General features: G+C 39.2%; 23 protein-coding genes and 1 riboswitch. Of the genes, 2 read left to right on the forward strand and 21 right to left on the reverse strand.

Annotated features, from left to right (window positions below; all coding sequences use genetic code 11):
* The first annotated feature begins 112 nt into the window (after positions 1-112).
* On the forward strand, positions 113-1,915 hold the full coding sequence (locus DVW83_RS03240) for a M3 family oligoendopeptidase (RefSeq protein WP_104660497.1): 1,803 nt from the start codon (positions 113-115) through the stop codon (positions 1,913-1,915).
* A 244-nt stretch (positions 1,916-2,159) separates the two neighbouring features.
* Here DVW83_RS03240 and DVW83_RS03245 read toward each other — a convergent pair whose 3' ends face one another.
* The 18 genes from DVW83_RS03245 to DVW83_RS03330 form a co-directional block, all read right to left on the reverse strand.
* Positions 2,160-3,680: a C40 family peptidase gene (locus DVW83_RS03245; protein WP_137239034.1), complete on the reverse strand. Its 1,521-nt coding sequence runs from the start codon at positions 3,678-3,680 to the stop codon at positions 2,160-2,162.
* Positions 3,681-3,897: 217 nt separating this feature from the next.
* Positions 3,898-4,407, reverse strand: a complete 510-nt coding sequence (gene mreD / locus DVW83_RS03250; RefSeq protein ID WP_123862854.1) for a rod shape-determining protein MreD — start codon at positions 4,405-4,407, stop codon at positions 3,898-3,900.
* 3 nt (positions 4,408-4,410) lie between these two features.
* Positions 4,411-5,265: a rod shape-determining protein MreC gene (gene mreC, locus DVW83_RS03255; protein WP_104660500.1), complete on the reverse strand. Its 855-nt coding sequence runs from the start codon at positions 5,263-5,265 to the stop codon at positions 4,411-4,413.
* A 144-nt stretch (positions 5,266-5,409) separates the two neighbouring features.
* Positions 5,410-6,045, reverse strand: a complete 636-nt coding sequence (locus tag DVW83_RS03260; protein ID WP_104660501.1) for a thiamine diphosphokinase — start codon at positions 6,043-6,045, stop codon at positions 5,410-5,412.
* A 1-nt stretch (position 6,046) separates the two neighbouring features.
* A complete protein-coding gene (gene rpe / locus DVW83_RS03265) occupies positions 6,047-6,697 on the reverse strand; it encodes a ribulose-phosphate 3-epimerase (RefSeq protein WP_104660502.1) in 651 nt (216 codons plus the stop codon).
* A 12-nt stretch (positions 6,698-6,709) separates the two neighbouring features.
* Positions 6,710-7,600, reverse strand: coding sequence for a ribosome small subunit-dependent GTPase A (gene rsgA, locus DVW83_RS03270; protein WP_104660503.1), 891 nt, complete (start codon positions 7,598-7,600; stop codon positions 6,710-6,712).
* 320 nt (positions 7,601-7,920) lie between these two features.
* On the reverse strand, positions 7,921-9,972 hold the full coding sequence (gene pknB, locus DVW83_RS03275) for a Stk1 family PASTA domain-containing Ser/Thr kinase (RefSeq protein ID WP_104660504.1): 2,052 nt from the start codon (positions 9,970-9,972) through the stop codon (positions 7,921-7,923).
* Entirely contained in the window at positions 9,969-10,709 is a 741-nt protein-coding gene (locus tag DVW83_RS03280; RefSeq protein WP_005875151.1) for a Stp1/IreP family PP2C-type Ser/Thr phosphatase, read from the reverse strand. The genes pknB and DVW83_RS03280 overlap by 4 nt, the downstream gene beginning before the upstream one ends.
* Positions 10,710-10,721: 12 nt before the next feature.
* The gene (gene rsmB / locus DVW83_RS03285) at positions 10,722-12,080 is read right to left on the reverse strand and encodes a 16S rRNA (cytosine(967)-C(5))-methyltransferase RsmB (RefSeq protein WP_104660505.1); all 1,359 of its coding nucleotides are present in this window, start codon (positions 12,078-12,080) and stop codon (positions 10,722-10,724) included.
* Positions 12,080-13,021: a methionyl-tRNA formyltransferase gene (gene fmt / locus DVW83_RS03290; protein ID WP_104660506.1), complete on the reverse strand. Its 942-nt coding sequence runs from the start codon at positions 13,019-13,021 to the stop codon at positions 12,080-12,082. The genes rsmB and fmt overlap by 1 nt, the downstream gene beginning before the upstream one ends.
* Complete coding sequence (def, locus tag DVW83_RS03295) at positions 13,014-13,505, reverse strand: peptide deformylase (RefSeq protein ID WP_005875145.1); 492 nt, start codon at positions 13,503-13,505, stop codon at positions 13,014-13,016. The genes fmt and def overlap by 8 nt, the downstream gene beginning before the upstream one ends.
* Before the next feature lie 13 nt (positions 13,506-13,518).
* Positions 13,519-15,927: a primosomal protein N' gene (gene priA, locus DVW83_RS03300; RefSeq protein ID WP_104660507.1), complete on the reverse strand. Its 2,409-nt coding sequence runs from the start codon at positions 15,925-15,927 to the stop codon at positions 13,519-13,521.
* 308 nt (positions 15,928-16,235) lie between these two features.
* A complete protein-coding gene (gene rpoZ, locus DVW83_RS03305) occupies positions 16,236-16,541 on the reverse strand; it encodes a DNA-directed RNA polymerase subunit omega (RefSeq protein WP_005875143.1) in 306 nt (101 codons plus the stop codon).
* 4 nt (positions 16,542-16,545) lie between these two features.
* Entirely contained in the window at positions 16,546-17,160 is a 615-nt protein-coding gene (gene gmk, locus DVW83_RS03310; protein ID WP_104660508.1) for a guanylate kinase, read from the reverse strand.
* 303 nt (positions 17,161-17,463) lie between these two features.
* The gene (locus DVW83_RS03315) at positions 17,464-17,748 is read right to left on the reverse strand and encodes a hypothetical protein (protein ID WP_005875141.1); all 285 of its coding nucleotides are present in this window, start codon (positions 17,746-17,748) and stop codon (positions 17,464-17,466) included.
* Between the two features lie 17 nt (positions 17,749-17,765).
* A complete protein-coding gene (locus tag DVW83_RS03320; protein ID WP_104660509.1) occupies positions 17,766-18,656 on the reverse strand; it encodes a YicC/YloC family endoribonuclease in 891 nt (296 codons plus the stop codon).
* Positions 18,657-18,674: 18 nt separating this feature from the next.
* The gene (locus tag DVW83_RS03325; protein WP_016177758.1) at positions 18,675-18,893 is read right to left on the reverse strand and encodes a YdbC family protein; all 219 of its coding nucleotides are present in this window, start codon (positions 18,891-18,893) and stop codon (positions 18,675-18,677) included.
* Positions 18,863-20,575 carry a patatin-like phospholipase family protein gene (locus DVW83_RS03330; protein WP_104660510.1) on the reverse strand — a complete coding sequence of 571 codons (1,713 nt, stop codon included), beginning with the start codon at positions 20,573-20,575 and terminating at the stop codon, positions 18,863-18,865. Before DVW83_RS03330 ends, DVW83_RS03325 begins: the two co-directional genes overlap by 31 nt.
* A 286-nt stretch (positions 20,576-20,861) precedes the next feature.
* Here DVW83_RS03330 and DVW83_RS03335 point away from each other — a divergent pair, with 286 nt between their 5' ends.
* Positions 20,862-21,638 (forward strand): hypothetical protein, encoded by a 777-nt coding sequence (locus tag DVW83_RS03335; RefSeq protein WP_104660511.1) that lies wholly within the window; start codon positions 20,862-20,864, stop codon positions 21,636-21,638.
* A gap of 209 nt (positions 21,639-21,847) precedes the next feature.
* On the opposite strand, the gene thiT is transcribed toward DVW83_RS03335, so the two are convergent.
* From thiT to glmU, 3 genes are all read right to left on the reverse strand, one after another.
* Positions 21,848-22,429, reverse strand: coding sequence for an energy-coupled thiamine transporter ThiT (thiT, locus tag DVW83_RS03340; RefSeq protein WP_104661740.1), 582 nt, complete (start codon positions 22,427-22,429; stop codon positions 21,848-21,850).
* 87 nt (positions 22,430-22,516) lie between these two features.
* Positions 22,517-22,620: riboswitch (TPP riboswitch) on the reverse strand.
* A 20-nt stretch (positions 22,621-22,640) separates the two neighbouring features.
* On the reverse strand, positions 22,641-23,609 hold the full coding sequence (locus DVW83_RS03345; RefSeq protein WP_005875136.1) for a ribose-phosphate diphosphokinase: 969 nt from the start codon (positions 23,607-23,609) through the stop codon (positions 22,641-22,643).
* Between the two features lie 93 nt (positions 23,610-23,702).
* Entirely contained in the window at positions 23,703-25,076 is a 1,374-nt protein-coding gene (gene glmU / locus DVW83_RS03350; protein ID WP_104661739.1) for a bifunctional UDP-N-acetylglucosamine diphosphorylase/glucosamine-1-phosphate N-acetyltransferase GlmU, read from the reverse strand.
* Positions 25,077-25,339: the final 263 nt, after the last annotated feature.

The raw sequence follows: 25,339 nt of genomic DNA on the forward strand, positions 1-25,339 counted from the left end.
CTGTCATTTATCATAGCTCTTTTTTTTACAAACAACAATTTTTTTCTAAAGACTTAAACAGTAAAATAATGATATACTAATGATTGTATTATAAAATGAAGGGAGTTTTTTCATGACTTATTCACTAAACTGGGATTTAGACTCGATTTTTGCTGGAGGCAGCGATTCCGAGGCACTAAACGCACGATTGGAACAACTAGAAGCACAGATTCAAGAATTTTACACACAAACCAGCCAATGGCATTTTTCCGCAAATTCTAACAATGGATTAGTGGCACTATTAAAATTGCAAGAGACTGTGACAAATGGTTTTTCTCAATGTAATAGCTACATCACCGCTTTACTGTCTGCAAACGTCAAAGATTCTAAAGCAAAAATTTTATCAGCAAAATTATACTCATTTTTACCTCGTTGGCAATCTGCTGAAACTATTTTATCGAATAAATTTGCAGAAATATCTGACAATAACTGGCAAGAATTGCTACAATCAGTTGAAATTGCTCCTATTGCCTTTCGAATGAACGAAATTAGAAGAGATGGCGAACGTTTACTTTCTGAATCTGAAGAAACAATCATCAATACACTCTCATTAGACGGCTTGAATGCTTGGAGCAGCCATTACGATACAATCGTTGGAACAGTTGCGATCCCATTTGAAGAAGATGGCAAGATAACACAACTATCTGCTGGACAAGCCTTTAACAAAATGATGGGTGATCCTGATCCTCTTGTCCGCGAAAAATTATTCATCGCATGGGAAGAAGCTTGGCAGGAAAAAGCACCATTACTAACAGATACTTTGAACCATTTAGATGGCTTCCGCTTATCGACTTACAAACTTCATGATATGACGGATTACTTACAAAAACCATTGGAGTACAATCGCCTGAAAAAAGAAACACTTGATGTGATGTGGGCAACAATTGAAAAGAACAAACAACCACTTGCGGACTATCTAACAAGAAAAGCGAACCTTTTCGGTAAAGAAAAAATGGAATGGCAAGACCAAGATGCTCCAATCATTTTGGGTGATCTAGAGGAAAAAACTTTTTCTTTTGACGAAGCAGCTGCATTCATCATTGAAAACTTTGAAAAATTCAGTCCTAAGATGGCCGTTTTTGCTAAATCAGCTTTTGAAAAGAGTTGGATCGAAGCAGAAGATCGTCCCGGCAAGCGCCCAGGAGGGTACTGTACCGAACTTCCTGAAACACAAGAATCTAGAATCTTTATGACTTACAGTAATTCAATCAATGAAGTTTCAACACTGGCACATGAATTAGGCCATGCTTTCCATAGCAGCGTTATGTGGGATCTACCAACGTTGAATCGCGATTATGCAATGAACGTTGCTGAAACAGCTAGTACATTTGCTGAATTGATCGTAGCTGACGCAACTTTAAAAGCAGCGAAAACAAAAGAAGAAAAAATCAATCTGCTTGATACGAAATTGCAAAATGCCCTAGCTATGTTCATGAATATCCATTCTCGCTTCATTTTTGAAAATCACTTCTATACTGCCCGTCAAGCTGGATTAGTTTCAGAAGATGAAATCACAAAAATGATGGTGGAAGCACAAAAAGAAGGCTATCAAGATGCATTAGCTACTTATCATCCTTATTTCTGGGCAGCTAAATTACATTTCTTCATTGATGATGTACCTTTCTACAACTTCCCTTATACTTTTGGTTACTTGTTTAGTTTAGGTATCTATGCCTATGCAAATAAAAAAGGAACAAGTTTTGAACAAGAGTACATTAACTTGCTACGTGATACTGCTTCTATGACAACGGAAGAACTAGCACAAAAACATTTAGATGTCGATCTAACAAAACCAGATTTCTGGCAAGCAGGAATCGATATGGTCCTAGAAGATATCCAAGAATTTATGGACCTATCAGAAGAGTTTACAAAATAAAGACCCTTTCAAAAAAGCTTAGCAATAGTAACTCCCTAGAGATAAGAACCCACTCTTAAAAAAACATCTGTAATCTTTAAGAGGATGACTTATTTTCCCAAAGAGGTTTCTTCTATTGCTATCGTTGTTTTAAACTTAGAACATGAGATAAATCAGCAACCTTTATCTCATGCTCTTTTTGATGTATAAAATCTACAACAAAAAAGAGTTAATCTATTTTCATAGACTAACTCTTTATCAATTCTTACATACTTACTGCAAAATCAGGTGCAAACCATTGAACTGAGCCAACTTTAACACTTTCACCTGGTTGAGGTGCGTGGATGTATTGTCCGCCACCTAAAGCAATCGCTACGTGGTAAGTTCCACCAGGTGAACCCCAGAATAGTAAGTCTCCAGCTTTTGCTTGAGAAACTGAGATTTTAACTCCAGCAGATTCTTGAGGAACTGTCCAACCACCGATGTCACGGCCAGTTACTTGTTTGTAAACATAGCTTGTAAAACCAGAACAGTCAAAACCGCTTGGATCTTTACCGCCCCAAACATAAGGAACACCGATGTATTTGTAAGCTTCTGCTACGATAGCAGAACCATTTACACTACCAGAAGGTGTTGATGGTGTTGTAGGAGGTGTAACAACAGTACCTGGGTTATTATTGTTGTTTGTTGTACCGCCATTGCCAGTTGAACCATTTCCAGATGTTGCCGGTGTTGATGGTGTAGCTGGTGTTGTTTCTTGTGTTGAAGATTCAGGAACTGTTGTACTTTCTGTTACTGATGAATCAGTAGTAGAAGATTCAGTTGATGAATTTTCAGTTGTTGAAGTTGAAGATTCTGGAACTGTTGATTCTTCAGTTGTTGATGAAAACCCAGGAGTCACTACTGCACTTGAGCTTGAAGATTGTGCAGATGATGATGAGTTTTCAGTTGTTGAAGATTGAACAGTTGATGAAGCAGAAGATGCAGCTTGTGATTGTGCAGCTTGTGCAGCAGCTTGTTCACGTGCTTCTTTTTCAGCTTTTTCTTGTGCAGCTTGTTGACGCGCTTGTTCTGCTAAACGAGCTTGTTCACGGATACGTGCTTGCTCTGCTTCAGCTTCTGCTTTCTTACGGTTCAAATCAGCTTTTTTATCTTCTGCATTTGCTTGTTCAGCAGCTAATGAAGTTTTCAATACATTTAAATCAGCTTGTTTAGCTAATAGATCACCTTTTTGTGATTCTAAAGTAGCTTGGTTTGCTGATAATTCTTTTTGTTTTGCTTCATTTTCAGCTTTTTTATCTTCTACAGCTTGTTTATCTTGTTTTTGTTGGTCTACTAAGTCTTGGTTCGCTTGGACGATAGATGTCATCGCTTGGATACGACCAACAGCATCAGCTAATGAATCAGCATTCAATACAGCGTCGATGTAGTTTGAACTTGTATTTTTAACTTGTGTTTCACGTGCTTGCTTTTGGATTGTTGCTTCACGTTTTTCAATACGTTCTTGTAAATCTGCAATTTCTTTTTCTAATTGAGAAGATTCTTTACGTAATGTGTCTTGTTTAGTTAATAGATCTTGTGCTTTTTCGTTAATAGAAGAAATTTGTCCTTCTAATGCTTCGATTTGTGATTGTGCACTTGCTTGTTGGTTTTGTAAATCCGCAATTTTTTGATCTTGTTGTTGTATCTGTGAATCAAAATCGTCCGCCGCGGCAGCGATCGGTGATCCTACGGCAGTTAAAGCGATTGAACTTAGCATTACTGCTGATATTAAACTTTTTTTCACTCTTCATTCCTCCGACTGGCTTAATTTAATAAATATCTAAATATATTTAAGTCTTTCTTAACGATAACAAAATTGTACCATAGCAGTATGTCAAGGAGATAATAGTTATGTTACAAAAACATTTCAAAACAAACTATTAACATGACAAAACTGTAAGTTACAAGTGTTATCTTAAAAAATATCAGAATATTTCAAAAAACAAGTATAAAAAAAGAAATTATTCATCACTGAATAATTTCTTAAAAGGAAAAACAAAGATAGCAAAAATGATCATATTCAACAATAAAGTCGGCCCTAAGTATCTCGTGATAAAATAGGTGTTATTTACAGAAACTAATTTGAAGATCAATTGGACAGCTAAAGTAAACAATTCATAGCTGGTAACAAAGATGATCATACTAAAAAATTCTGTAAAGATATTGAAGTGGATCGCCGAACTCATTCCATACATGATAAATACCATTAAAGGGAGAGCAACTGCATAGATCCCGATCACCCCTATATAATACGCATCAAATATGGCTCCTATGATGATCGTCGTGATCAGTAGATAGCGTTTCGGGAATTTTTGACTGCAAAACAATAAAGCTAAAATCAGAAAATGCGCACTAGCCATATAATCCCCTTTTGACCACTCAACGAACATTCGTGTCAAATGCCCATCAATCAACATCAATAGGAACAATACGATAGGCAGGTAGTATTTCATTGTCTCTTTTTTTAGCATCGGTTATTCCTCCACTAGCCTTTGTACGATCGTCACCACTGATATATCATACATACCGGCATAAGGTTTAACGTATACTTCTCGATCCAATCCAAAACTGTCCGGTTTCGTTTTGACCACTGTACCGATCGGCAGATTCGCTGGTGAGTTTCCGCCTAGTCCAGAAGTCTGTACTACGTCACCCTCTTTGATATTTGTATCGCCAGTCAGCTGAGTGACTACTAAAGCTTGTGTCTTCTCATCATAATTCTTCAACAACCCAAACGCCTCGCCACTAGAAGAAGAGACACGTACTGGAAAATGATTAGAGCTTTCATTGGATGAAGTCAGCAACTCAATTTTAGAAGAAGCATTGTTCACTTCGATCACACGACCGATCAGTCCTTTTTGGGACATGACCGCCATATCGACTTCAATGCCGTCTTTTGATCCTTTATCCACGATCAGCATATCTTGCCAAGTATCCGGTGAACGTGTAATGACATTTGCTGTTACTTTTTCGTAGCTAGCCAATGTCTGGTTCAATTCAAGTTCTTTTTTCAGTGCTTCGATTTCCTTTTGGTAATTTTTGTTTTTTAGTGCTACTTCGTCATAGCTGTCGATCTTTTCTTTAAGACGCTCATTTTCAGAATAAGTAGTAAACAGGTTATGGACAGAATCAACCCCATTTTCCACCCATCTTACAGGCGCTGAGATTGCACGATCAACGAATGATACACTGTCATTCACGACGGACTGGAAGAAATTAGGCTTTCCTTCATTCGCTCGTTGGGCAGCGGTCACACTTATTATCGTTACAACAATGATAACAATAACTAAGGTAATTATAATATTTTTATTAGGATTGAACTTCTTCACAAAGACACCTCGAATTAATTAGACTCTTACGCTCAATTTTATCACTAATCGAGGCGAAACAAAAGGTAAGACACCTCTCTTAAGCTTTTTTTTAGCAATTAATTTACCCTGTCATTTTTCCAATCACAGCGACTTGAACTAGCCTCAATCTCTACTTTGAATAACTGCTACAACTCCCTCTAAAAAGGAGAATTCAGCCGTATCTGAGATGAATTCATTACTGGCATAGGAAGTCGGCTGTGAAACATCGGTCGGTTCCAACTCATACTTACTCTTTCTGATTGCTAACTGCGTAACAGGTGTCAAACAACAGTATGCAAGATATTTCATTTCAGGAAGTTGTGTAATGCTGTGCTCACCTGGCAAATAAAAAGTCAGATGATTTTGCCTGTCGCTTATGACCAATTGTTGCGCATGGGACTTGAAACGTGGCTCTAAAGGCAACCAAAGATTGGCTAACAAATGATCGATCCGACCGCCAGTTGCCCCAATCAGCGTGATCGTTGCCTCAGGGTAAAGCATCAACGTTTTCGACAAACCTAATTGCGTATCTGTATCATCCTTTTCCGCAGGAGCTTGGATCAGTTCTACGGCCGCCTTCTTTACATACTCTTTTTCTTGTAGATCCAACGAATCAAAATCGCCGATTGCAAGATCCAAAGGAAAATCATGTTGGATAAGATAAAGAGCCCCTCGATCAATCCCAATATACTGATCATATTTTTCTTTTAATGCTGGCCACTCTTTAGGTGATCCTCCTGCTACCAACAAGATGTCCATCTTATTTCAACGCCTCTTTTAATTGCTCGATCTGTCCTACTGGATTTTCAGAATTATACACATATGAACCTGCAACAAAAATCTCCGCACCTGCATCTCGACAGATCTTAGCCGTTTCTGGTACGATCCCGCCATCTACTTCAATGGTATAATGCCAATCGTTTTGTTGGCGTAACTCGGCTAATTCCGAAATCTTCTCTACCGTTTCCTCAATAAAGCTTTGTCCGCCAAAACCTGGGTTCACCGTCATAACCAAAACTTGGTCTGCAATGGATAAAACGTGTTTGATCATTGATACAGGTGTTCCTGGATTGATGACCACTCCTGCTTTGACTCCTAGGTCCTTCGTCATTTGCAAGGCACGATGGATATGATGTGTTGCTTCGACATGCACTGTGATGATGTCTGCACCTGATTTAGCAAATGCCGGGATATAATTTTCCGGATCAACGATCATCAAATGGACATCTAATGGCAATTTTGTGATTGGACGAATCGCTTGGACGATATTCGGTCCAAATGTGATATTAGGAACAAATTGTCCGTCCATGACATCCACATGGATATAATCTGCTCCTCCTTTTTCAACTAATTCGATATCCCTTTGTAAATTAGCAAAGTCCGCGCTTAAGATAGATGGTGCTATTTTCATCAAGATTCCCTCCTATTTTCGTTTACCTTCTTTTTTTGAATACATTGGTTTACGATTTTCTACTTCTTGCAAGAACTGCAAATAATCATCATAACGTGTTTGCGCAATCTCGCCTGATTCTACACGTTTCTTGACTTCACACCCTGGTTCTTTGGCATGCATACATTCTCTAAAACGACAATGGTGCGCTGCTTCTACAAACTCAGGAAATTGTTTCGGTAGTTCCGTCGCTTCAATGGTCAAAAAATCGATTGAACTGAATCCTGGTGTATCCGCTACGAGACCATCATATAAAGGCAAAAGTTCGACGTGCCTTGTCGTATGCTTTCCTCGACCTAATGAGTCAGAGATCTCACCAGTTTCCAAATTCAATTCTGGTGAAATCTGATTTAGCAATGTCGATTTTCCGACACCAGATTGTCCCATAAAAACAGATAACCGTTCTGGGAAATAGCGCACCAATTCAGCTGTGTCATTTGGGTGTTTTGGCACAATCACCGGATACCCGATTTTTTCGTAGACTCGCTTGATGTCAGCAATTTTAGGATCATTGGGTGACAAGTCTGTTTTAGTCAGATAAATGATGGGCTCAATTGACTCATATTCCAATAATACTAAAAAACGATCCAATAAATTATAAGAAAAATTAGGTTCGACTAAACTAGTGACAACGATTCCTAGATCGACGTTGGTTACTGGGGGGCGCACCAATTGATTTTTACGAGGCATCACTTCTAGTAAATACCCATCTGTTTTGTTTTCACTTTCAAATATCACTTGGTCGCCAACTAATGGGGTGATCTTCCGATTACGAAAATTCCCTCTTCCCCTTGTTTGATAGGTTTCGCCGTCAGCATAGACATAGTAAAATCCGCTGATTGCTTTTCTGATTTGTCCTTTGATGTTATGCCACCTCCATTTTTCCTTATTTTACCACAGGAAAGAAAAGTCATGTGGGGTTCCTTTTATAAACTTCTGTAAATTAGAAAAGCTTCACGAACATGTTCAGCTCTACAACAAGACAAAAATTGAAAGAAATTGATTTTCACATTTTTCTTATTGCCAAAAAGAGCTGGTCCGTGAAGTTCGCTATCATCAACGTGAAGATGACAACTTTTTCCTTGTGGTTTTTTACTTTCTTTATAGCTAAAAAAGAGGCTGAGATATGGAGATGTCTCAGCCTCTAAAACTAGATTGTTAATTATTAACTTTTGCAGATGGCTCTAACTATCGCTACTTTCACTACTGCTTGTACTGTTTTCCGTTGAGGAACTTGAACTGCTTGAACTTGAGCTGCTTGAACTACTTTCAGATGATTCTTCTTTAGAACTTGAAGATGCAGGATCAGGTCCTTTTGAATATACCACATTGACAATTGTTCCCTTAGCGACTTTCGCCCCTACACCAGGAACAGTCCGGATCACTTTGTCCTTTTCCACTGTAGGAGAATATTCATACGTTTCATGTCCGATATACTCTGCACCAATCCCTGCTAAATAGCTTTGTGCATCGCTTTTCGTATAGCCTGAAATATCATTCAACGTCTTTGTATCAGGTCCTTGGCTGATCCTAAAGCTAATATATGTTTGGCCTGGTACGACTTCACCTGATTCTGGGGTTTGACTGATAATTGCCCCACTTGGCACAGTATCACTAGGCTCATAACTAGTACCAATATTGTTGGCATCAAATCCAGCTGCAAGAAGTGAATTGAAGGCAGATTCATAAGGCTCGCCTACATAACTGCGTAGCGACACTGTTTCTGGCCCTTTACTTACCTTAAACGAAATCGTATCTGATTCTGGATCTACTTCTGAGCCTTTATCTGGTGTTTGAGAAATAATCTCTCCACTATCGACTTCATCGCTGAATTCTTCTTCTTTTTCAATCGAGCTAGAAGAAAAACCAAGTTTTGTCAGCTTTTCTTTTGCCTCATCGTAGCTCATACCGGTATAATCATCTAATTTGATTTTTTTCTTCCCGCTACTTACATAAAGAGTTACTTCTCGGTTTTGTTTGACGGTTGTTCCTGCTGCAGGATCTGTTTTGACTATGTCGCCTTCTTCGATCTTGTCATCAGCGATCTCTTCTGTCTTGGTAGCTACTACTAATTTGGCTTTCGTCAATGTTTCTCTTGCGGAAGCTTCCGATAATCCAGAGACATCAGGAATGACAACTTCCCCTCGTCCGCCTGAAGCAAAGAAAATACTGGTACCGATCCCTAGTAAAGCTAAAATCACAAGTAGAATGATCCACCATTTTTTTCGTTTTTTTGTTTTTACATCTGGAAGAGCTTCATCTTCTGGAACGGAAAGTTGCTCCTCTGTTTTTTCTTTTGGTAGCGGCATGGATTTGAATGACTCTGGCATTGGTGTATCTTCTGTCAATGGTGTGAGTATTTTCGTTTCATTATCCATGACTTGTGGTTGCCATTTTGGTTCATTTGCACGTGCCGGTGATAATGCTGTCGCAAGATCATCTGACATTTCTTCTGCTGTCTTATAGCGATCTGCTGGTTCTTTAGCCGTCGCCTTCAACACCACATTTTCTAAAGCTTGCGGTATTGCAGGATCTAAAGCTTTGATCGATGGCAATTCATCTTGAAAATGTTTCAACGCGATCGTTACCGCTGACTCACCATCAAATGGAACGCTACCTGTCAGTAATTCATAGAGAATGATCCCTAACGCGTAAATATCTGACTGCTTAGTGGCCATGCTTCCTCTCGCTTGTTCAGGAGATAAATAATGAACCGATCCAAGCATCGTATTCGTTTGCGTGATCGATGTTTCAGATAAAGCAATCGCAATCCCAAAGTCGGTGATCTTCACGACACCTTCATTATCGATTAATATATTTTGTGGCTTTAGATCTCGATGGATGATTTGATGACTGTGTGCTAAAGAAATCGCTGATAAAATCTGCTGCATGATGTTGACTACTGTTTCATATGGAACAGGATAATGTGTCTGGATATATCTTTTTAGATCCATTCCCTTCACATATTCCATCACCAGATACTGCATATCGTCCTCTTCACCTACATCATAGACGCTGACGATATTCGGATGGACCAACTCAGTCGCAGCTAGTGCTTCACGCTGAAAGCGACGAATAGCTGTTTGGTCATTTTGAAAATCGAATCGTAATACTTTTACTGCTACATCACGATCCAAGATCAAATCATGAGCTAAAAAGACATTTGCCATGCCTCCGCTACCGATATTTCCAGTGATTTGATATCGACCGTTCAGTTTTTTACCTAGTTCGATCATGCTGCGTCCTCCTTAAATTCGATTAGAAGAACGGTGATATTATCTGCTCCGCCTGCTTCATTTGCTTGATTGATAAGTTCTGTCACTTTATCAGACAATGTTCCTTCTTGATTAACGATCGTCTCGATCATTTCTTCCGACAACATATTGGTCAGACCATCTGAACACAATAAAAGACGATCTTTCAATTGCCAAATATATGTCGAAACATCAACTTCTACCGTTCCCGGCATACCAACCGAGCGAGTCAAAATATTTTTTCGAGGATGATTGACAGCCATTTCTTCGCTGATTTCCCCAGATTTTACGAGTTCATTCACCAAAGAGTGGTCTTCTGTCAGCTGAATGATCTTGCCGTCACGAATGAGATACGCACGGCTATCGCCAACATGTGCAATCGTAAATCGTTCTTCAGATAAAGCTGCAGCCACTATAGTGGTTCCCATTCCATTGTACTCAGGTTGTTCTTGTCCTCTTTGATAGATAAGTGCATTTTCTTCTTGGATTGCTTGGATGAACCACTGAGCGATTTTTTCGTCGTCCGTTAAGTCTTGTTCTTCCCAAGCATTTCCTAAGTTCAGCACAGCCATCTGACTAGCAATATCTCCCGCACGATGACCGCCCATTCCGTCAGCTAATATCGCTAGTTTGATTCCTTCTTGATTCGTGAACACACTAGCATAGTCTTGATTCGTATTACGTCGTCTTCCTACATCTGATTGATATTCAATCTGCATTCTTTCACCTCATTACTTTTTACGCAAACAACAAATGAAAAACCCATCTGTATAGAATTGATGTGGATATAAGGTCAACATTTTATCTTCGACTGATGATTGTAGCACAGGATCAATTAAAACATCAATCTTTTCAAAATCTGGATGCCGTTCTAGAAAAGCGGCAATTACTTCTTGGTTTTCTTCTTTCAAGATGGTGCATGTACTATATGTCAATATTCCAGAAGATTTTAACACAGTTGCACAACTTTCCAAAATCTCTAATTGGATTTTCGGAAGATTGGCTAAATCTTTGGCATTTTTTTTGTAGCGGATATCGGGTTTCCTTCTAAGTAAACCAAGGCCTGAACAAGGAGCATCTACTAAGATACGATCAAATTTTTGTGAAGAAAACTGCTCTTTAACTTCTCTCGCATCCATTGTCTGTGCATACACCGCAGATGATACTCCTAAGCGTTCAGCATTTTCCTCAATCAATTTTACTTTATGTTCGTGGACATCAAGAGCAGTCACTTCTCCGCCACAAGTCGGATCTAAAAAGGTAGCAATATGCGTTGTTTTCCCGCCAGGTGCTGCACAGGCATCTAAAACATGATGTTCGGGCTCGATTTGCATTGCTGGAGCAACCAGCATAGAGCTCTCATCTTGGATCGTCATGACGCCATCGTGAAACAGCGAGCTGGAGGCTAGATGCCCTTTTTCAGCGACTACTCCGTAAGGACTGACGATACTTGCTGTAGCAGAGATATCTTCTGCTTGTAACGTCAAGATAGCTTGATCCCTTACATATCTTCTCGTATCCACACGGCCACTCGCATGACTAGGCTGGTACAAAGAATGCCCCAATTTTTCTGTTTCCTCATAACCCACTTGTTCAATCAATCGTTTCGTCAGCCATAGTGGCAAACTGATCGTTGTCGCTAAGCGCTCAACGGGGTCTTTTATTGCCTCAACATCTGGTTTTCCTTGTCGTTGGTAGCTTCGTAAGACTCCATTGACGAATTTTCCTGTACCAGGATTACCTTTCGTCTTAGCGATTTCTACTGCCTCATTAAAAATGGCGTGGGCAGGTACTTTATCTAAAAATTCCAATTGATAGACAGATAAATAAAGCAACGTCTTGACCCAGTTATCCACTTTCTTTGCTTTGGCAATAAAAGGTGCAACATAAAATTCTAATAAACGTTGGCGACTGATAGTCCCATAGACCAGCTCTGTAAAAAGGCCGGTATCTTTCGAATTCAAGTCGCTCTGTTTGATCATTTCATTCAGCAACAAGTTGGAATAAGCGCCGCCTTTATTGACTCTTTCAAGTGTTATCAGCGCCATGTAACGTACTGATTTTTTCATTTTTTTAGGTATCTTTGCCATTATTTCACCTGCTGTCCAATCTCTACATGCTGTCCGCTACCATTCAAGAATTCAGCAATTGCTTGTTTTCCTTTACCTGCTGGCTGTAACTCCTTGATAGCCAAAACTGTTCCTCCACCACAAGCAATCCAAAGATTTTTTTTGTCTTTTTGAATGATCGTTCCAGGTGCTTCAGTTGTTGTCTCATCAAGCACCTCCACAGATAAAAGCTTCCAACGTGTACCTTCATAGGTCGTGAATGCAACTGGCCAAGGACGCATGCCTCGTACTTGATTATCCACTTCTTCCGCTGTTTTATTCCAGTCAATGGCTTCTTGTTCGCGCGTAATGTTTGGTGAAAAAGTTACATTCACTTCATCTTGAGGCTGCGGTTTTATTGTGCCGTTTAAAATATCAGGCAACGTTTTTAACAATAATGTTTTCCCTAAAACACTAAGTTTTTCAAACATCGTGCCGACATCATCTTGTTTTGTGATTGGCAAACTTTCTTGGGCATAGATGCCGCCAGCATCCATTTTTTTAATCATTTCCATGATCGTGACACCTGTTTCTTCCTCCCCATTTATAATCGAGTAATGTACAGGTGCTCCTCCTCGATATTTAGGCAATAATGAGGCATGGACATTGATAGCGCCAAATATAGGTGCTTGCAATAATTTTTCTGGTAAGAATTGGCCAAATGCAGCAGTAATGATGGCATCTGGTCGCAAAGCAATGATTTCTTCCATTTCCGCTGAGCCGGAGATTTTTTCTGGTTGAAGAACAGGTAGTCCATGTTTCACAGCTGCTTCTTTGACCGGGGAAGGCGTGATTATTTTTTTTCGCCCCACTGGTCTGTCTGGTTGGGTCACTACCGCTACCACTTCATATCCTTCTGCTAATAATCCTTCAAGGATCGGTACTGAAAAAGCAGGGGTACCCATAAATACTAGTTTAGTCATTCAGATGCTCCTCCATATAGTCTTCTAATTCTGCTTCTGGTATTTGTTCGATCATTTTCTCTACGAACAGTACACCATCTAAATGATCGATCTCATGCTGAAAAGCGCGTGCTAAGTAACCAAAAGCAGTCACTTCGATTTCTTCGCCTTCACGATCATAATAGCGTACAGTCACTTCATCAGCGCGTTTGACTGTTCCATATACATGTGGAATGCTTAAACAACCTTCCACATCGATACTTTCACCTTTTGCTTCGATGATTTCCGGGTTGATCAGTTCAAACTTATCCCCTTCATCGACTTCAACAACCGCAATTCGTTTGTTTTTTCCTACTTGGGGTGCGGCAATACCGATACCGTCATTGGCGACCATCGTTTCATAAAGATTATCTAATAGTGCAACCGTTTCATCTGTGATGACATCGATTGGCTGAGCTACTCGTTTCAATTTATCGTTGGGGTGGATCAATATAGGATAGCGCATGTCTGTACCTCTCTTAAATAAAATGTAGTGGTTCATTATCGATTGCAACAAATAATCCTTGACGTTGTTCTTTTTGGCTTTGATTCAAAATTTGGTTTAACACATTTTCCAAATTAGGTTCGTGTTTGTACTTAATGATCAATTGATAGTAATAGCGGTTTTTCACACGGGAAACCGTGCTTGGTACTGGGCCTAGTAATAAACTTTTCGGTCCTAATGTCTGTTTCAACTGGTTGAAGATCTCAAATATTTTTTTTGCTGCCGCTTGCTCTTCCTGGTGGCTCGTCGTGATCTTCACCGTAAAGTAGTAAGGTGGATACCCGCTGCGGTGCCGCACATTCATTTCTTGCTGATAAAATCGTTCATAATTTTGTTCTTTTGCTAACTCGATGGCATAATGTTGCGGATTGAACGTTTGGATAATCACTTCACCCGCTTTTTCTGCTCGACCTGCTCGACCAGAAACCTGCGTCAACAACTGAAAAGTGTGTTCACTTGAACGGAAATCTGGAAGATTGAGTGAAGTGTCGGCATTGAGTACACCTACTAACGTCACATCTGGAAAGTCTAATCCTTTCGCAATCATCTGCGTTCCCAACAAAATGTCTGCTTCCTTCTGTCCGAATTTTTGTAGAATTCGTTCGTGTGCCCCTTTTTTCCTTGTTGTATCTACATCCATTCGCAAAATACGGGCGTGAGGGTAAAGTTCTTGTAGTTCTTCTTCTACTTTCTGCGTTCCTGTTCCATAGTAACGGATCTTATTGCCGCCACAATTTGGACAGCGGTGCGGAATCGGTTCTTCATGGCCACAATAATGGCAACGCATCGAATGAGTGTCCATATGCAAAGTCAATGAAATATCACAGTTGGGACAAGGTAAGACAAACCCACAATCTCGGCACATCACAAAGGAGGAGTAGCCGCGACGGTTCAGTAATAACACCGTTTGTTCTTTTTTAGCCAATCGATCTTGTATTTTTTCTTGTAATTGACTAGAGAATGTCGATACATGATTTTTTTGCATCTCTTTTCGCATATCGACGATTTCGATCGATGGTAATTGCGCAGATGATTTTGCGCGTTGGTTCAACCGCAACAATTCATATACCCCTTTTTGTGCACGAGCACGTGATTCTAGAGAAGGCGTTGCACTTCCTAGCACAACTGGGCAATGATGGTAATTTCCTCTCCAGATCGCTAAATCTCTCGCATGGTAACGTGGAGTCTCGTCTTGCTTATAACTGGATTCATGTTCTTCATCGATAATGATCAATCCAATATTTTCTAACGGAGCAAATATAGCCGAACGGGCACCTACTACGACTTGTGCTTCATTTCGTTCAATCTTACGCCATTCATCATACTTCTCTCCTTGAGAAAGCCCGCTATGTAAAACAGCAACAGATTCACCAAACCGTCCCTTGAAGCGTTCGACCATCTGTGGGGTCAACGCGATCTCAGGCACAAGCATGATTGCGGTTTTCTTTTGTGACAAGACTTCAGCGATTGCTTGCAAGTACACTTCTGTTTTACCGCTCCCAGTAATGCCTTCTAACAGAAAAGTTGGGCTACTTGTGCTTTTGCCTGCGTCAATGATCCGATCCACCGCATATTGTTGTTCCTCATTCAGTTTTAAAGCAGTTGTCTGATCAAAGGTACGATGTTTGTAAGGATCGCGGTAGCTCTCCACTTCTTCAAAGTGCAACCAGCCCTTTTCGTTTCCTTGGTTCAAAACAGCTGTGCTGATCCCTCTTTCTTTGAAATAAGAAACCGTTTCTGGTTGTGTTTGTTCCGCCAAGCAAAGCAACAATTCTTTTTGTTTCTTCGCATTTTGTCTCAATTTTCCCCATTCGCTGTCGATTTGTTCATTCGTTAAATCAGAGTGGACCATTCGGATCGTTTTCACTTTGTTTTTTGTGTGGACTTCATAGTTGATATCCACTAGTTTTTCTTGACGCCAGCGGATCAATTGCGACAAGATACCTTGTTCAGTTGCTTCTTTCCAAGAAATCTCTTCTCGCCCATTAAAAAGATCCAAGACGTCTTTTTGTGCTACAAGCGGATAAATTTGCTTTTCATACTCCGCTTTCATGACACTTGGAAGCATCGTTTGCAAACAAGTGATCTTGAACGCATACGTAATTGTCTTCATGTAATCCGCGAGTAAGAGTAATTCTTCATTCACCACTGGCGCTAAGTCGAGGATCTGGATGATTTTTTTTAATTCCTGCGTGTTGTTCCTATCCATTTTTTTTACCGTCATCACAAAACCTTGAACATGACGGTTCCCATTACCAAAGGGCACTTCCACGCGCATACCGATTTGGATAGCTTCTTCAAGTTCAGAAGGAACCTGATAAGTGAATGGTTGATCGGTTTGCATCGTTGGTACATCAACGATAACTTCAGCAGTTACTGTCATGGGTTCCTTCCTCCTTTTTTGATTTTGTCTAAAATAGACAAAATGGCTCTTGCTTATTTTACTAGAGATTTCTGTGTTTGTCTTACTTTCTAGCAAATCCTAAAAAAAAATTAACGGCAGTAGTATAAACGAAAAGCGAATAAATACTAGATCTCCACCTTTTTTGCTAGATTTTGACTCAGGGTATGAGAAAAATAAGCCGAAATTCCACAAAAATTTGAGAATCAAATTTCGGAAATTTCGGCTTATGCAATTGATTGTTCGAACTGCTTTCGCTAGTTGTTCTTTATTTCTAAAAAACCTAACTTTTATAGATTTTGTTCTTCACGGATACGTGATTCTAATTCTTGTTGTTCACGATCTTTTTGTGCTTTGCGTTCTTCGTCTTCCATTCTTAAACGTTCACGTTTTAATTCAGGGTGTGGATCATTGATCACATTTCCTGCTTCGATTTCTTCTAGTGCTTGACCCACACTTTTTACAGATTCAAAAGAATCCATTGTTGGTTGTACTTGAGCATCTAATTCGTGTGCACGTTTGCTTGCCAAAATAACTAGAGAATATTTTGAATTGACACGATCTAATAATGAGTCGATTGAAGGTTTTAACATCATAAGACTACATCTCCTTTAACATTTTTCTATATTTACCGATAACACGTTCGACTCGAAAGTGTTCGCTTGCAATAATATCTTTGATTCGTTCTACTGCGAGGGGCACTTCATCATTTACCACAGCATAGTCATAAAGAGCCATCATTTCGATTTCTGCTCTTGCGACTTTCATTCGTTCTTCGATTACTTCATCCGCATCTGTTCCACGACCTACGATTCGCGATTTCAATTCTGCTAAATCGGGCGGTGTTAAGAAAATAAAGACACCATCAGGTACTTTATCTTTGACCTGTTGGGCACCTTGGACTTCGATTTCTAAGAATACATCTTTTCCTTCATCCAATGTTTTATTCACATAAGACAGTGGTGTTCCATAATAATTTCCCACATATTCCGCATACTCTAACATTTCGCCTGCTTCGATCATTGCTTCAAATTCTTCTCTGGTTCTAAAGTAATAATCGACTCCTTCAACTTCTCCTGCACGCATCTTACGTGTAGTCATTGAAATCGAATATTGGAAATCATTATCCTCACTCTCAAAAATTGCTTTTCGCACTGTGCCTTTTCCTACACCAGATGGTCCAGACAATACGATTAATAATCCACGCTCTGCCATGACGACGTCCTTTCAACTAGTCTTTTTATACTAACGTTTATTTTGCACTTTTTTTCTACAACTTTCAAGGGTATCTTTCATTATAGCAAAAAAAAGCACCGTTTGCATGAGAAACCGCTAATGGACTACTTCATGATTCACTGAATCTTTCAGGTTCTTTTAACCTTAATTTCTATTTTTCAATTATCATTCGTGCCTTCTTTTCTCTATTTTTTCATAGAAAGAAGAATAAAAAACGAGAGTGGGACAAAAATAAGAAACACTTTTGTCTCCACCTCTCAATTATTAAATGATCTCGTATTTCTAGAATCCCATGTTCGATAGTGTATTCACTACGCCCATGATCTCATCTTTTCTGGACAGTGCTTTTTCCGTTGGATCTGAAACTTCTTCCGCATCAATCCGAACGATAAATTTCCGATTCATCGTCACATAAGTACCGTCATTCACTAAAAGTTGTAATTCATTTTCGGTTACTTTACTGCAGGCATCTTCCCAAGCAGCAAAACCTTCTTTTTCGGATGGGATGTTTCTCTTGATGATCGTTTTCCCACTTAATTCGTGGAATGTAATGTCGTAATATTTCATTTTTGTATTCCCCTTTACTATTCGATATTTTGGATCTGCTCACGTATTTTTTCTAGTGTTGTCTTTAATTGGACCACTTGCGTCTTGATTTCGATCACATTTGATTTCGAACCGATGGTATTGACTTCACGATTCATTTCTTGGATCAAAAAGTCTAACTCTCTTCCAACCGGATATGTTGCCGCAACTAAACTATCGAGCTTTTGGATGTGGATCACTAAGCGATCGAGTTCTTCATGGATATCGCCTCGTTCCAATAAAATGGCTAGTTCTGTCAATAATCTCTGCTCATCAACAACTGTTCCAAGAAACTCTTCCAATTTCTTTTGATATTTTTCTTGGTATTCCTGTTCATACAATGAGAAAAAACGAGTCAGATTTGCAAGTGTCTGTTTGAACTCTTCACTATTTTGTTGCAATACACTAGTAAGTGCCAGTCCTTCCGATTGACGACTTTTTTCGATCTCAGCAAGTGCCTCTTTTGCCGTAGCAATAACCAACCCAGAAAGTTCATTCAGGTCATCTTCTGTTTTTTCTTCCACCATTACAAAATCCTCGTTCATTGCCAATTTTTCGATCAGCCGACCGATTTCCAGATGGGCCTGATCGCCATACCGTTGCTCAAATCCGCCTTTAAGTTTTGAAACAAGTTCATCAATCAAGTCCCAGTCAATAAAAAGCTGCTTTTGGTTTTTCCCTACATAGGCAAGGTTGATAAAAACCTCTACTCGGCCGCGACTTAGATATTGTTTGATCAATTGTCGAATCTCATTTTCAATAAAATTCAATACTTTTGGGCTACGTATCTGAATGTCTAAAAAACGTTGATTTACACTTTTGATTTCTATTTCGATTTGGTATTTCTTCGTTTCACGGACGGCTTTGCCAAAACCAGTCATACTTTTCATTCGACAGGGTCCCTTCCATTACATATTTTCGATAGCTTTTTGGAGCGCTTCAAATTCTTCGTTTGTCAGTGTTAGTCCCTTACCCATCTTTTCATGATCTGGTGCCCAATCGCGTAGATCAAATTTTGGTGGACGTCCGTTCCAACTAACCAGATTCAATTCTTTGCGCCATCCTTTGTTGTTTTCTGATAAAACAGCGATCTCTTCTATGATTTCATAAGAAAATTCTTGTGCCATTGTTGTTCCTCCTTAAGATAATATAAATACAAGATCAATAATGTGTCAATTGGTTGTGCGTCAAGTGAAGATTGCAGCTTAGCGTTTTCTTTATTTCTTATCAGTCGAAAAAGTGTGGCTTGCTTTTCTTGTTCAACCTTTTGTTTTTTTTGATATATCTGAAATTTTTGCCACTCTTCCGCATTCAATTGTCCGATGGATCGGAGACTGTCCTTTGTCAGTATGTTTTCTTTACATATCCGCCCCACCATTTCATTAAAATGATACACTTTATTCGGTAAAACAACTCTTTTTTTGGCTAGTAGTTCGAGCATTGCCAGTCCGCATGTCTCAATGACCACCCTGTCTTTATATAACTTACGCAAATCGCGCCAAAATTTTGGGTCCGACCAAAAGGATAGATCGATTTGCACGTCTTTCATCAAATAGTTCAAAAATTTACGCCAACTATCTTCTGCCTTTTTGACAGTAAAGAATGTATACCATTTTCCTTGGAAATCACCTAAAACTTTCTTTGTTTCTAAGTAACCTAACTGGATATTCATCTGATTCCTCTGACTATCAAAGATCAAAAAGCCACCTAAGGACCATAATGAGCCACATTCCCATTGGACGAAACCAGGTGGTGGTGTGATTTTTTTAGTTATACCGGGGCCATTGATATCAACCACAAAACACTCCGTCGCCCCATGCTGAATGGCAACATCTATCGGTAAATTATTTCGATACCCGCCATCGATATATTTTGATCCACTGATTTTCCGATAAGCCATGGCAGGATAAAAGGCAGCGGAAGCAAGTATCCAATCTGCGATTTCTTTCGCAGATAATTGCTGGATCGGTGTGACAACTTCCGTAAAATCAGGCAATCTTGTCGCTACTGTAAATAATCTAGGCTTCGGTGTGGCTAATATTTTCTGTGGTTCAAGCATTCGCCGTAATAAATTTTCTAACGGTGCGATCGAGGTACCACCCTCTACAATTGCCGACCTAGCCATCTGTCTCGTTTCTTGAATAAATCTTTTTCTAAGATCGTTTTCTTCTGTTCTTTTTGGAAATTCCATCACTTGGCTTGTGGTCAGTTTTTTCCATAATGAAGTAGCTTGGTCCAGATCATTTTGTAAAATCAATACACCATTCAGTGCCCCGACCGAAGTACCGGTAATGATTTCAAATGCAAGATTCTTTTCCTTCAATGCTTTCCATACACCAATTTGGTAGGCTCCATGTGCCCCACCGCCACCCAATACTAACCCACTGCAATAATTCAGCTTTTTTTGCCAAATATGTTGACCCGTTTGGTGAGTAGTCATTTCATACTGGTGCAAGAGTAGTCGCTCGTGCCATTCAGAAGATAGTGGTTCTTCAAATCGTAATTCACAACTCTTTTTGAAGAAGTACCGTCCACAGCTTTCCAGTTGCATGAAGAAAGAACACCAATCAGTAGGGCTTTTTTCTGCTAGAAGATTGCAAATGATCATTCGTGTATCCGTGAACTCCACTACAAAATAAACTGTTTGGTTTTCAACAGTATATCTCCAAGCCTGTCGTTTTTTTGTACTCTGCCAAAACATTTGCCGACTTTCTTGATGGGTAGGGTAAAATGGCACTACTTGTAGCGAACGATGCAGTGATTGAGAGAGCCATTTTCTCTCTGAACTATACACCCGTTGAATATTCATTTTCTTCTCCTTTTCCGGTAATTATAACAAGTGGCACACATAAACTAGTTAGAGAATTTGTTTTTTATTTTTAGTATACTATTTTTTGAGAAATACTAAAATGAATTAGTTGCTGCAAAAATATCAGTATATATGGCTTTTTAAAGGATTTATTAAGTAATCCAAAAAATGGCATGGCTTTCAGATAACAAGCGGTTTTGTAATGGAATTTTAAAATAAAAGAAACAAGCTTTTTTATGATAAATGTTGTAAAATAAAAGAGATAAAGGCTAAGAGGAGGAGCATGATGACTGAGTCAGTTTATGTACATATCGATACGACAAGCAATGCAGTTTTAACAAAAGGACTGACGATCAGTGATTTTTCAAACGGCATCGTGCATTTTCCACAAAATTTGTTATTGTTGGACCCTTCAGCGACCGCTGGTGAGTACGAGTCACATACCGGTCTAAAAGTTATCCGTGGTACAGAAAATATCCAGCAATTTTTTTCCTCTGTGCGTAATAGAAATCGTTCTGGCGATTTAAAATGGATCGACTTCAGTGATCTAACGATGTTAAAAGAACTAACACCCTTAGAAATTTCTGAGTTACTTTACTTTGGACACATGAAAACACATCTTCATTCTCCATTTTTTTATAAGTTACAAAATAATTTTGTTTATTTCGATTTAAATGATCAATTAGGACGTATTTATTATCGCTATTTAGACGAATTTTACCGGATTTTCGCAAATAAATTAAGCACGATCTTATTTGAAAAAATCAACGAGAAAAAATCCTTTTTCCGTCGTGATATCCCTGTTGAGAACATCAGTGTCGATCTATTAAAAGATATGCGTAATTTAATGCAGGAAGGCATCATTTTTTCATTTGAACAAGGTGGATTGGTCAACGATGAATATCGTATTCCTATTTATGTGATCGAAGATTATATTTGGAAATTAAAAGGAACACGCTACCGTGAAGAAGAAGCAATCGGGACTTTAGTTTACCAAGTCGCTGATCGGCATTGGAAACTTGAAGGTGAAGCAGTTGATTTTACTGCGAATACATTGATTTAAAACGGGCAAGACAGACGTAATTCCCGTTCCTTCAGTAAAAGCATTAAAACAGGGAAACATTTCTTTTGTCCACTCCAAAAATAAACGGGACATCTTTAAGGAACCTTATTCAAACAAAAATTAACCCACTTCTGAAAATAGATATCTCTATTTTCAGAAGTGGGTTTTTTCATTTATCTATTACTGCTCCTGATCGTACTTCATATTTTTCAGAAACTATTTCTTTGTCTTTGGCTGTGTCCTAGAAATAATGTCGGCATCGTTCGTTCAATCCCAATTAAAACGACGATAGTGACTACTCCTGTCGCAAGACCACTTGCCCCATTCATGACGAAAGAAAAAATCCATGGATTCATTCCCCATAATGCATAACTTCCCCAAAAAACAACACCTGCAATGAAGTGCCAAAAATATCTTGCCCCCACACCAACAATTGTTCCTAATACAATAGTGGTGGTCATTCCCCGAGTATTTTCTTCTATAACATTTTTTTGCATTCTCTTGGAAAAGAGGCCAGCAAATCCTGCGAAAGTAAATGCGATCGGATATTCGATCAGAACTTGGATAACACTAAGATAGTAAACTTGTCCGGTCGGAAAATGGAGAATCCCCCAAATAAATCCCGAGAGTAAACCGGCTTTCCAACCTCGTCTTAGTGCAAACAATGTGAGTGGGATCTGACCTAGTGAAATTGAAAAACTACTGCCTATTTGCAATGGGATCAATGATAGAACCAGTGCTAGAGCAGCCACGATTGTTCCTTCAATCCAAACTCTGGACTTCTTTTCCATAAAAAAATTCCCCCTTTTTAGTATAAAAACCACAAAGGAGGAAGTAATTTCAAAACCATTACTCCAGTAGATACTTCAAGATGAGTCTCTACTACTCGTCACAATTCCTACGTTCGCATGACCGAAACAGGTACGAAGGGTTTAGAAATAACATTCAATCTCAGCCCAGACAGACTCCCCTTTGTGATTCTATTTAATTTTCAGATATTCCTTATTTTTTTGTTTCAAATAAAGGACTAACTGGCTTGTTTTCATGGATACGTTTAATCGCATCACCCATCAAACCACCAACGCTCACTTCATCGATCTTATCAATTTTACGATCTTCGGGAAGGTAGATAGAATCTGTTACAACTAGACGTTCGATTGCTGAATCTTCAATCCGTTGTAACGCTGGACCAGATAACACTGGATGTGTACATGAAGCATATACACTGACTGCTCCGGCTTCTTTTAATGCATTTGCGGCTAAAGTGATAGTTCCCGCAGTATCGATCATATCATCGATCAAGACACATGTTTTTCCTTCTACTTGTCCGATGATGTTCATTACTTCTGCCACATTTGCTTTTGGACGGCGTTTGTCAATGATTGCAATCGGTGCTTTTAGAAACTCGGCTAATTTACGCGCACGAGTTACACCACCATGGTCTGGTGAAACAACGACTACATCGTCCCCTTTAATGCCTTTTTCTAAGAAATAATTTGCGATCAATGGTGCACCCATTAAGTGATCGACAGGAATATCAAAGAATCCTTGGATTTGGACAGCATGTAAATCAAGGGTCAACATTCTTGTTGCTCCAGCTTTTTGAATCATATTTGCAACCAATTTTGCAGTGATCGGTTCTCTCGCACGTGCTTTACGGTCTTGGCGAGCATAACCATAATAAGGCATCACAACATTGATCGTTTTGGCACTCGCACGTTTCAATGCATCGATCATAATCAATAATTCCATCAAGTTATCATTTACTGGACTACTTGTTGATTGGATGACATACACATGTGAACCACGAATACTTTCTTCGATATTCACTTGGATTTCTCCATCACTAAATTGAGTAACAGATGATTTACCCAATTCGACACCGACGGCCGCAGCGATTTTTTCTGCTAATGGGCGATTTGAATTTAACGCAAAAATTTTTAATCTTGGGTCAAAGTAATGTTTTGACATGGGGACCTCCACTTTCTTTTTCACAACTCTAGAATTCTACCTACTAAATACTAGTCATATTTTCAGAATAAATCAAGGGGTTTTGCAAAAGTATTAATTTAAATAAGGGAGTTTTTTAGCATATCCTTCTTTATTGACTTGTCTTGCACGCGCAATTGCCATCGCATATTCTGGGATATCATCAGTAATTGTTGATCCGGCAGCAATGGACGAATTTTTTGCCACTTCGACTGGCGCGATGATATTTGTGTTTGAACCAATGAAACTATGGTCGCCAATCGTTGTATGGTGCTTGTTTTTGCCATCATAATTTACAAATACTACGCCACAACCAACATTGATTTCTTCACCTAATGTCGCATCACCCACATAAGTCAGATGGCCGACTTTGGTATTTTTACCAATTTGCGCATTTTTCACTTCGACAAAATTCCCGATATGTGCGCCTTCACCAATTTCCGCTTTCGGACGAAGGTGTGCAAATGGACCGATATCAGCATGACGTTTTACAAGACTGTTTTCAATCACAGAGTTTTCAACGACTACGTGGTCTTCGATCGTGCTGTCAACGATGCGTGAATGCGCACCAATGAAACAATCATTCCCGATCACCGTCTTACCTTGAAGTTGTACACCCGCTTCTACTATAGTATCTGTACCGATCACTACACCAGCATCAATGTATGTCGTTGCAGGGTCAACAAAACTAACCCCATTGACCATATGCATTTTGTTGATTCGTTGACGCATCAATTCATTGGCTTTAGCTAATGCAATTCGGTCATTGACCCCCATTGATTCCTCAAAATCGTCTGTTTGGTAAGCAGCTACCGTATTTCCTTCCTCTTTAAGGATCTCGATAATATCTGTTAGATAATATTCGCCTTGCGCATTGTCTGTACCTACTTTACTAAGTGCATCAAACAGTGCACGATTATCAAAGCAGTAGGTTCCCGTATTGATTTCTTGGACTAATGCTTCTTCTGGAGTAGTATCTTTTTGTTCCACGATTTTTTCAACGATCCCGATATGATCTCGGATGATCCGTCCATAACCAGTAGGATCATCTGCTTGTGCTGTCAAAATCGTTGCACTTGCGTTTTTTCCTTGGTGGTATTCAAAAAGATTATTCAATGTTTCAGTGGTCAATAACGGTGTATCTCCACTGATGACCAAAGTTGTTCCTTCTTTTCCTTCTAAATAAGAAGCGGCTTGTAACACAGCATGACCAGTCCCTAATTGTTCTGCTTGTAAAGCGTACTCACTTCTTTCACCTAATTGTTCTTTCACTTGGTCTGCACCATGACCTACGATGGTGATGATTTGATCAGGGTTCGTTCCACTTACCCGATTGATGATATGCTCAACCATTGGCTTTCCTGAAACTGGATGTAAAACTTTATATAATTTTGACTTCATACGTGTACCTTTTCCCGCAGCCAAAATAATTGCATAACGTGCGTCCAATTGCGTCACTCCTAATTGTATATATTATGGTTTTAAGTTTAGCCCACTATTCCTATTTTTTCAACCAAACCATTTATTAATTATAACCTAGACCATTTGACAATAGTCTAGCTGAAATCCTTCCTGACAACCATCAGAAAAAAGAAGGTGAGATAAAAGTAAAATCACTTTTATCTCACCTTCTTGATCAGAATAAACGGTAGGATCAGAAGTAATCTCTTCGAAAAAATAAGCCGAAATTCGCAAAAATTTTGAAAACAATT

This window comes from Enterococcus sp. VV15 (assembly GCF_005236045.1).
Lineage (GTDB): Bacteria > Bacillota > Bacilli > Lactobacillales > Enterococcaceae > Enterococcus_B > Enterococcus_B durans.

Coding starts and splice junctions, on each gene's coding strand:
- DVW83_RS03240 (WP_104660497.1), top strand. CDS start 113: ATGACTTATTCACTAAACTGGGATTTAGACTCGATTTTTGCTGGAGGC.
- mreD (WP_123862854.1), bottom strand. CDS start 4,407: ATGCTAAAAAAAGAGACAATGAAATACTACCTGCCTATCGTATTGTTC.
- DVW83_RS03260 (WP_104660501.1), bottom strand. CDS start 6,045: ATGGACATCTTGTTGGTAGCAGGAGGATCACCTAAAGAGTGGCCAGCA.
- rpe (WP_104660502.1), bottom strand. CDS start 6,697: ATGAAAATAGCACCATCTATCTTAAGCGCGGACTTTGCTAATTTACAA.
- pknB (WP_104660504.1), bottom strand. CDS start 9,972: ATGATCGAACTAGGTAAAAAACTGAACGGTCGATATCAAATCACTGGA.
- DVW83_RS03280 (WP_005875151.1), bottom strand. CDS start 10,709: ATGCAGATTGAATATCAATCAGATGTAGGAAGACGACGTAATACGAAT.
- rsmB (WP_104660505.1), bottom strand. CDS start 12,080: ATGGCAAAGATACCTAAAAAAATGAAAAAATCAGTACGTTACATGGCG.
- fmt (WP_104660506.1), bottom strand. CDS start 13,021: ATGACTAAACTAGTATTTATGGGTACCCCTGCTTTTTCAGTACCGATC.
- def (WP_005875145.1), bottom strand. CDS start 13,505: ATGCGCTATCCTATATTGATCCACCCCAACGATAAATTGAAACGAGTA.
- priA (WP_104660507.1), bottom strand. CDS start 15,927: ATGACAGTAACTGCTGAAGTTATCGTTGATGTACCAACGATGCAAACC.
- rpoZ (WP_005875143.1), bottom strand. CDS start 16,541: ATGATGTTAAAACCTTCAATCGACTCATTATTAGATCGTGTCAATTCA.
- gmk (WP_104660508.1), bottom strand. CDS start 17,160: ATGGCAGAGCGTGGATTATTAATCGTATTGTCTGGACCATCTGGTGTA.
- DVW83_RS03315 (WP_005875141.1), bottom strand. CDS start 17,748: ATGAAATATTACGACATTACATTCCACGAATTAAGTGGGAAAACGATC.
- DVW83_RS03320 (WP_104660509.1), bottom strand. CDS start 18,656: ATGAAAAGTATGACTGGTTTTGGCAAAGCCGTCCGTGAAACGAAGAAA.
- DVW83_RS03325 (WP_016177758.1), bottom strand. CDS start 18,893: ATGGCACAAGAATTTTCTTATGAAATCATAGAAGAGATCGCTGTTTTA.
- DVW83_RS03330 (WP_104660510.1), bottom strand. CDS start 20,575: ATGAATATTCAACGGGTGTATAGTTCAGAGAGAAAATGGCTCTCTCAA.
- DVW83_RS03335 (WP_104660511.1), top strand. CDS start 20,862: ATGACTGAGTCAGTTTATGTACATATCGATACGACAAGCAATGCAGTT.
- thiT (WP_104661740.1), bottom strand. CDS start 22,429: ATGGAAAAGAAGTCCAGAGTTTGGATTGAAGGAACAATCGTGGCTGCT.
- DVW83_RS03345 (WP_005875136.1), bottom strand. CDS start 23,609: ATGTCAAAACATTACTTTGACCCAAGATTAAAAATTTTTGCGTTAAAT.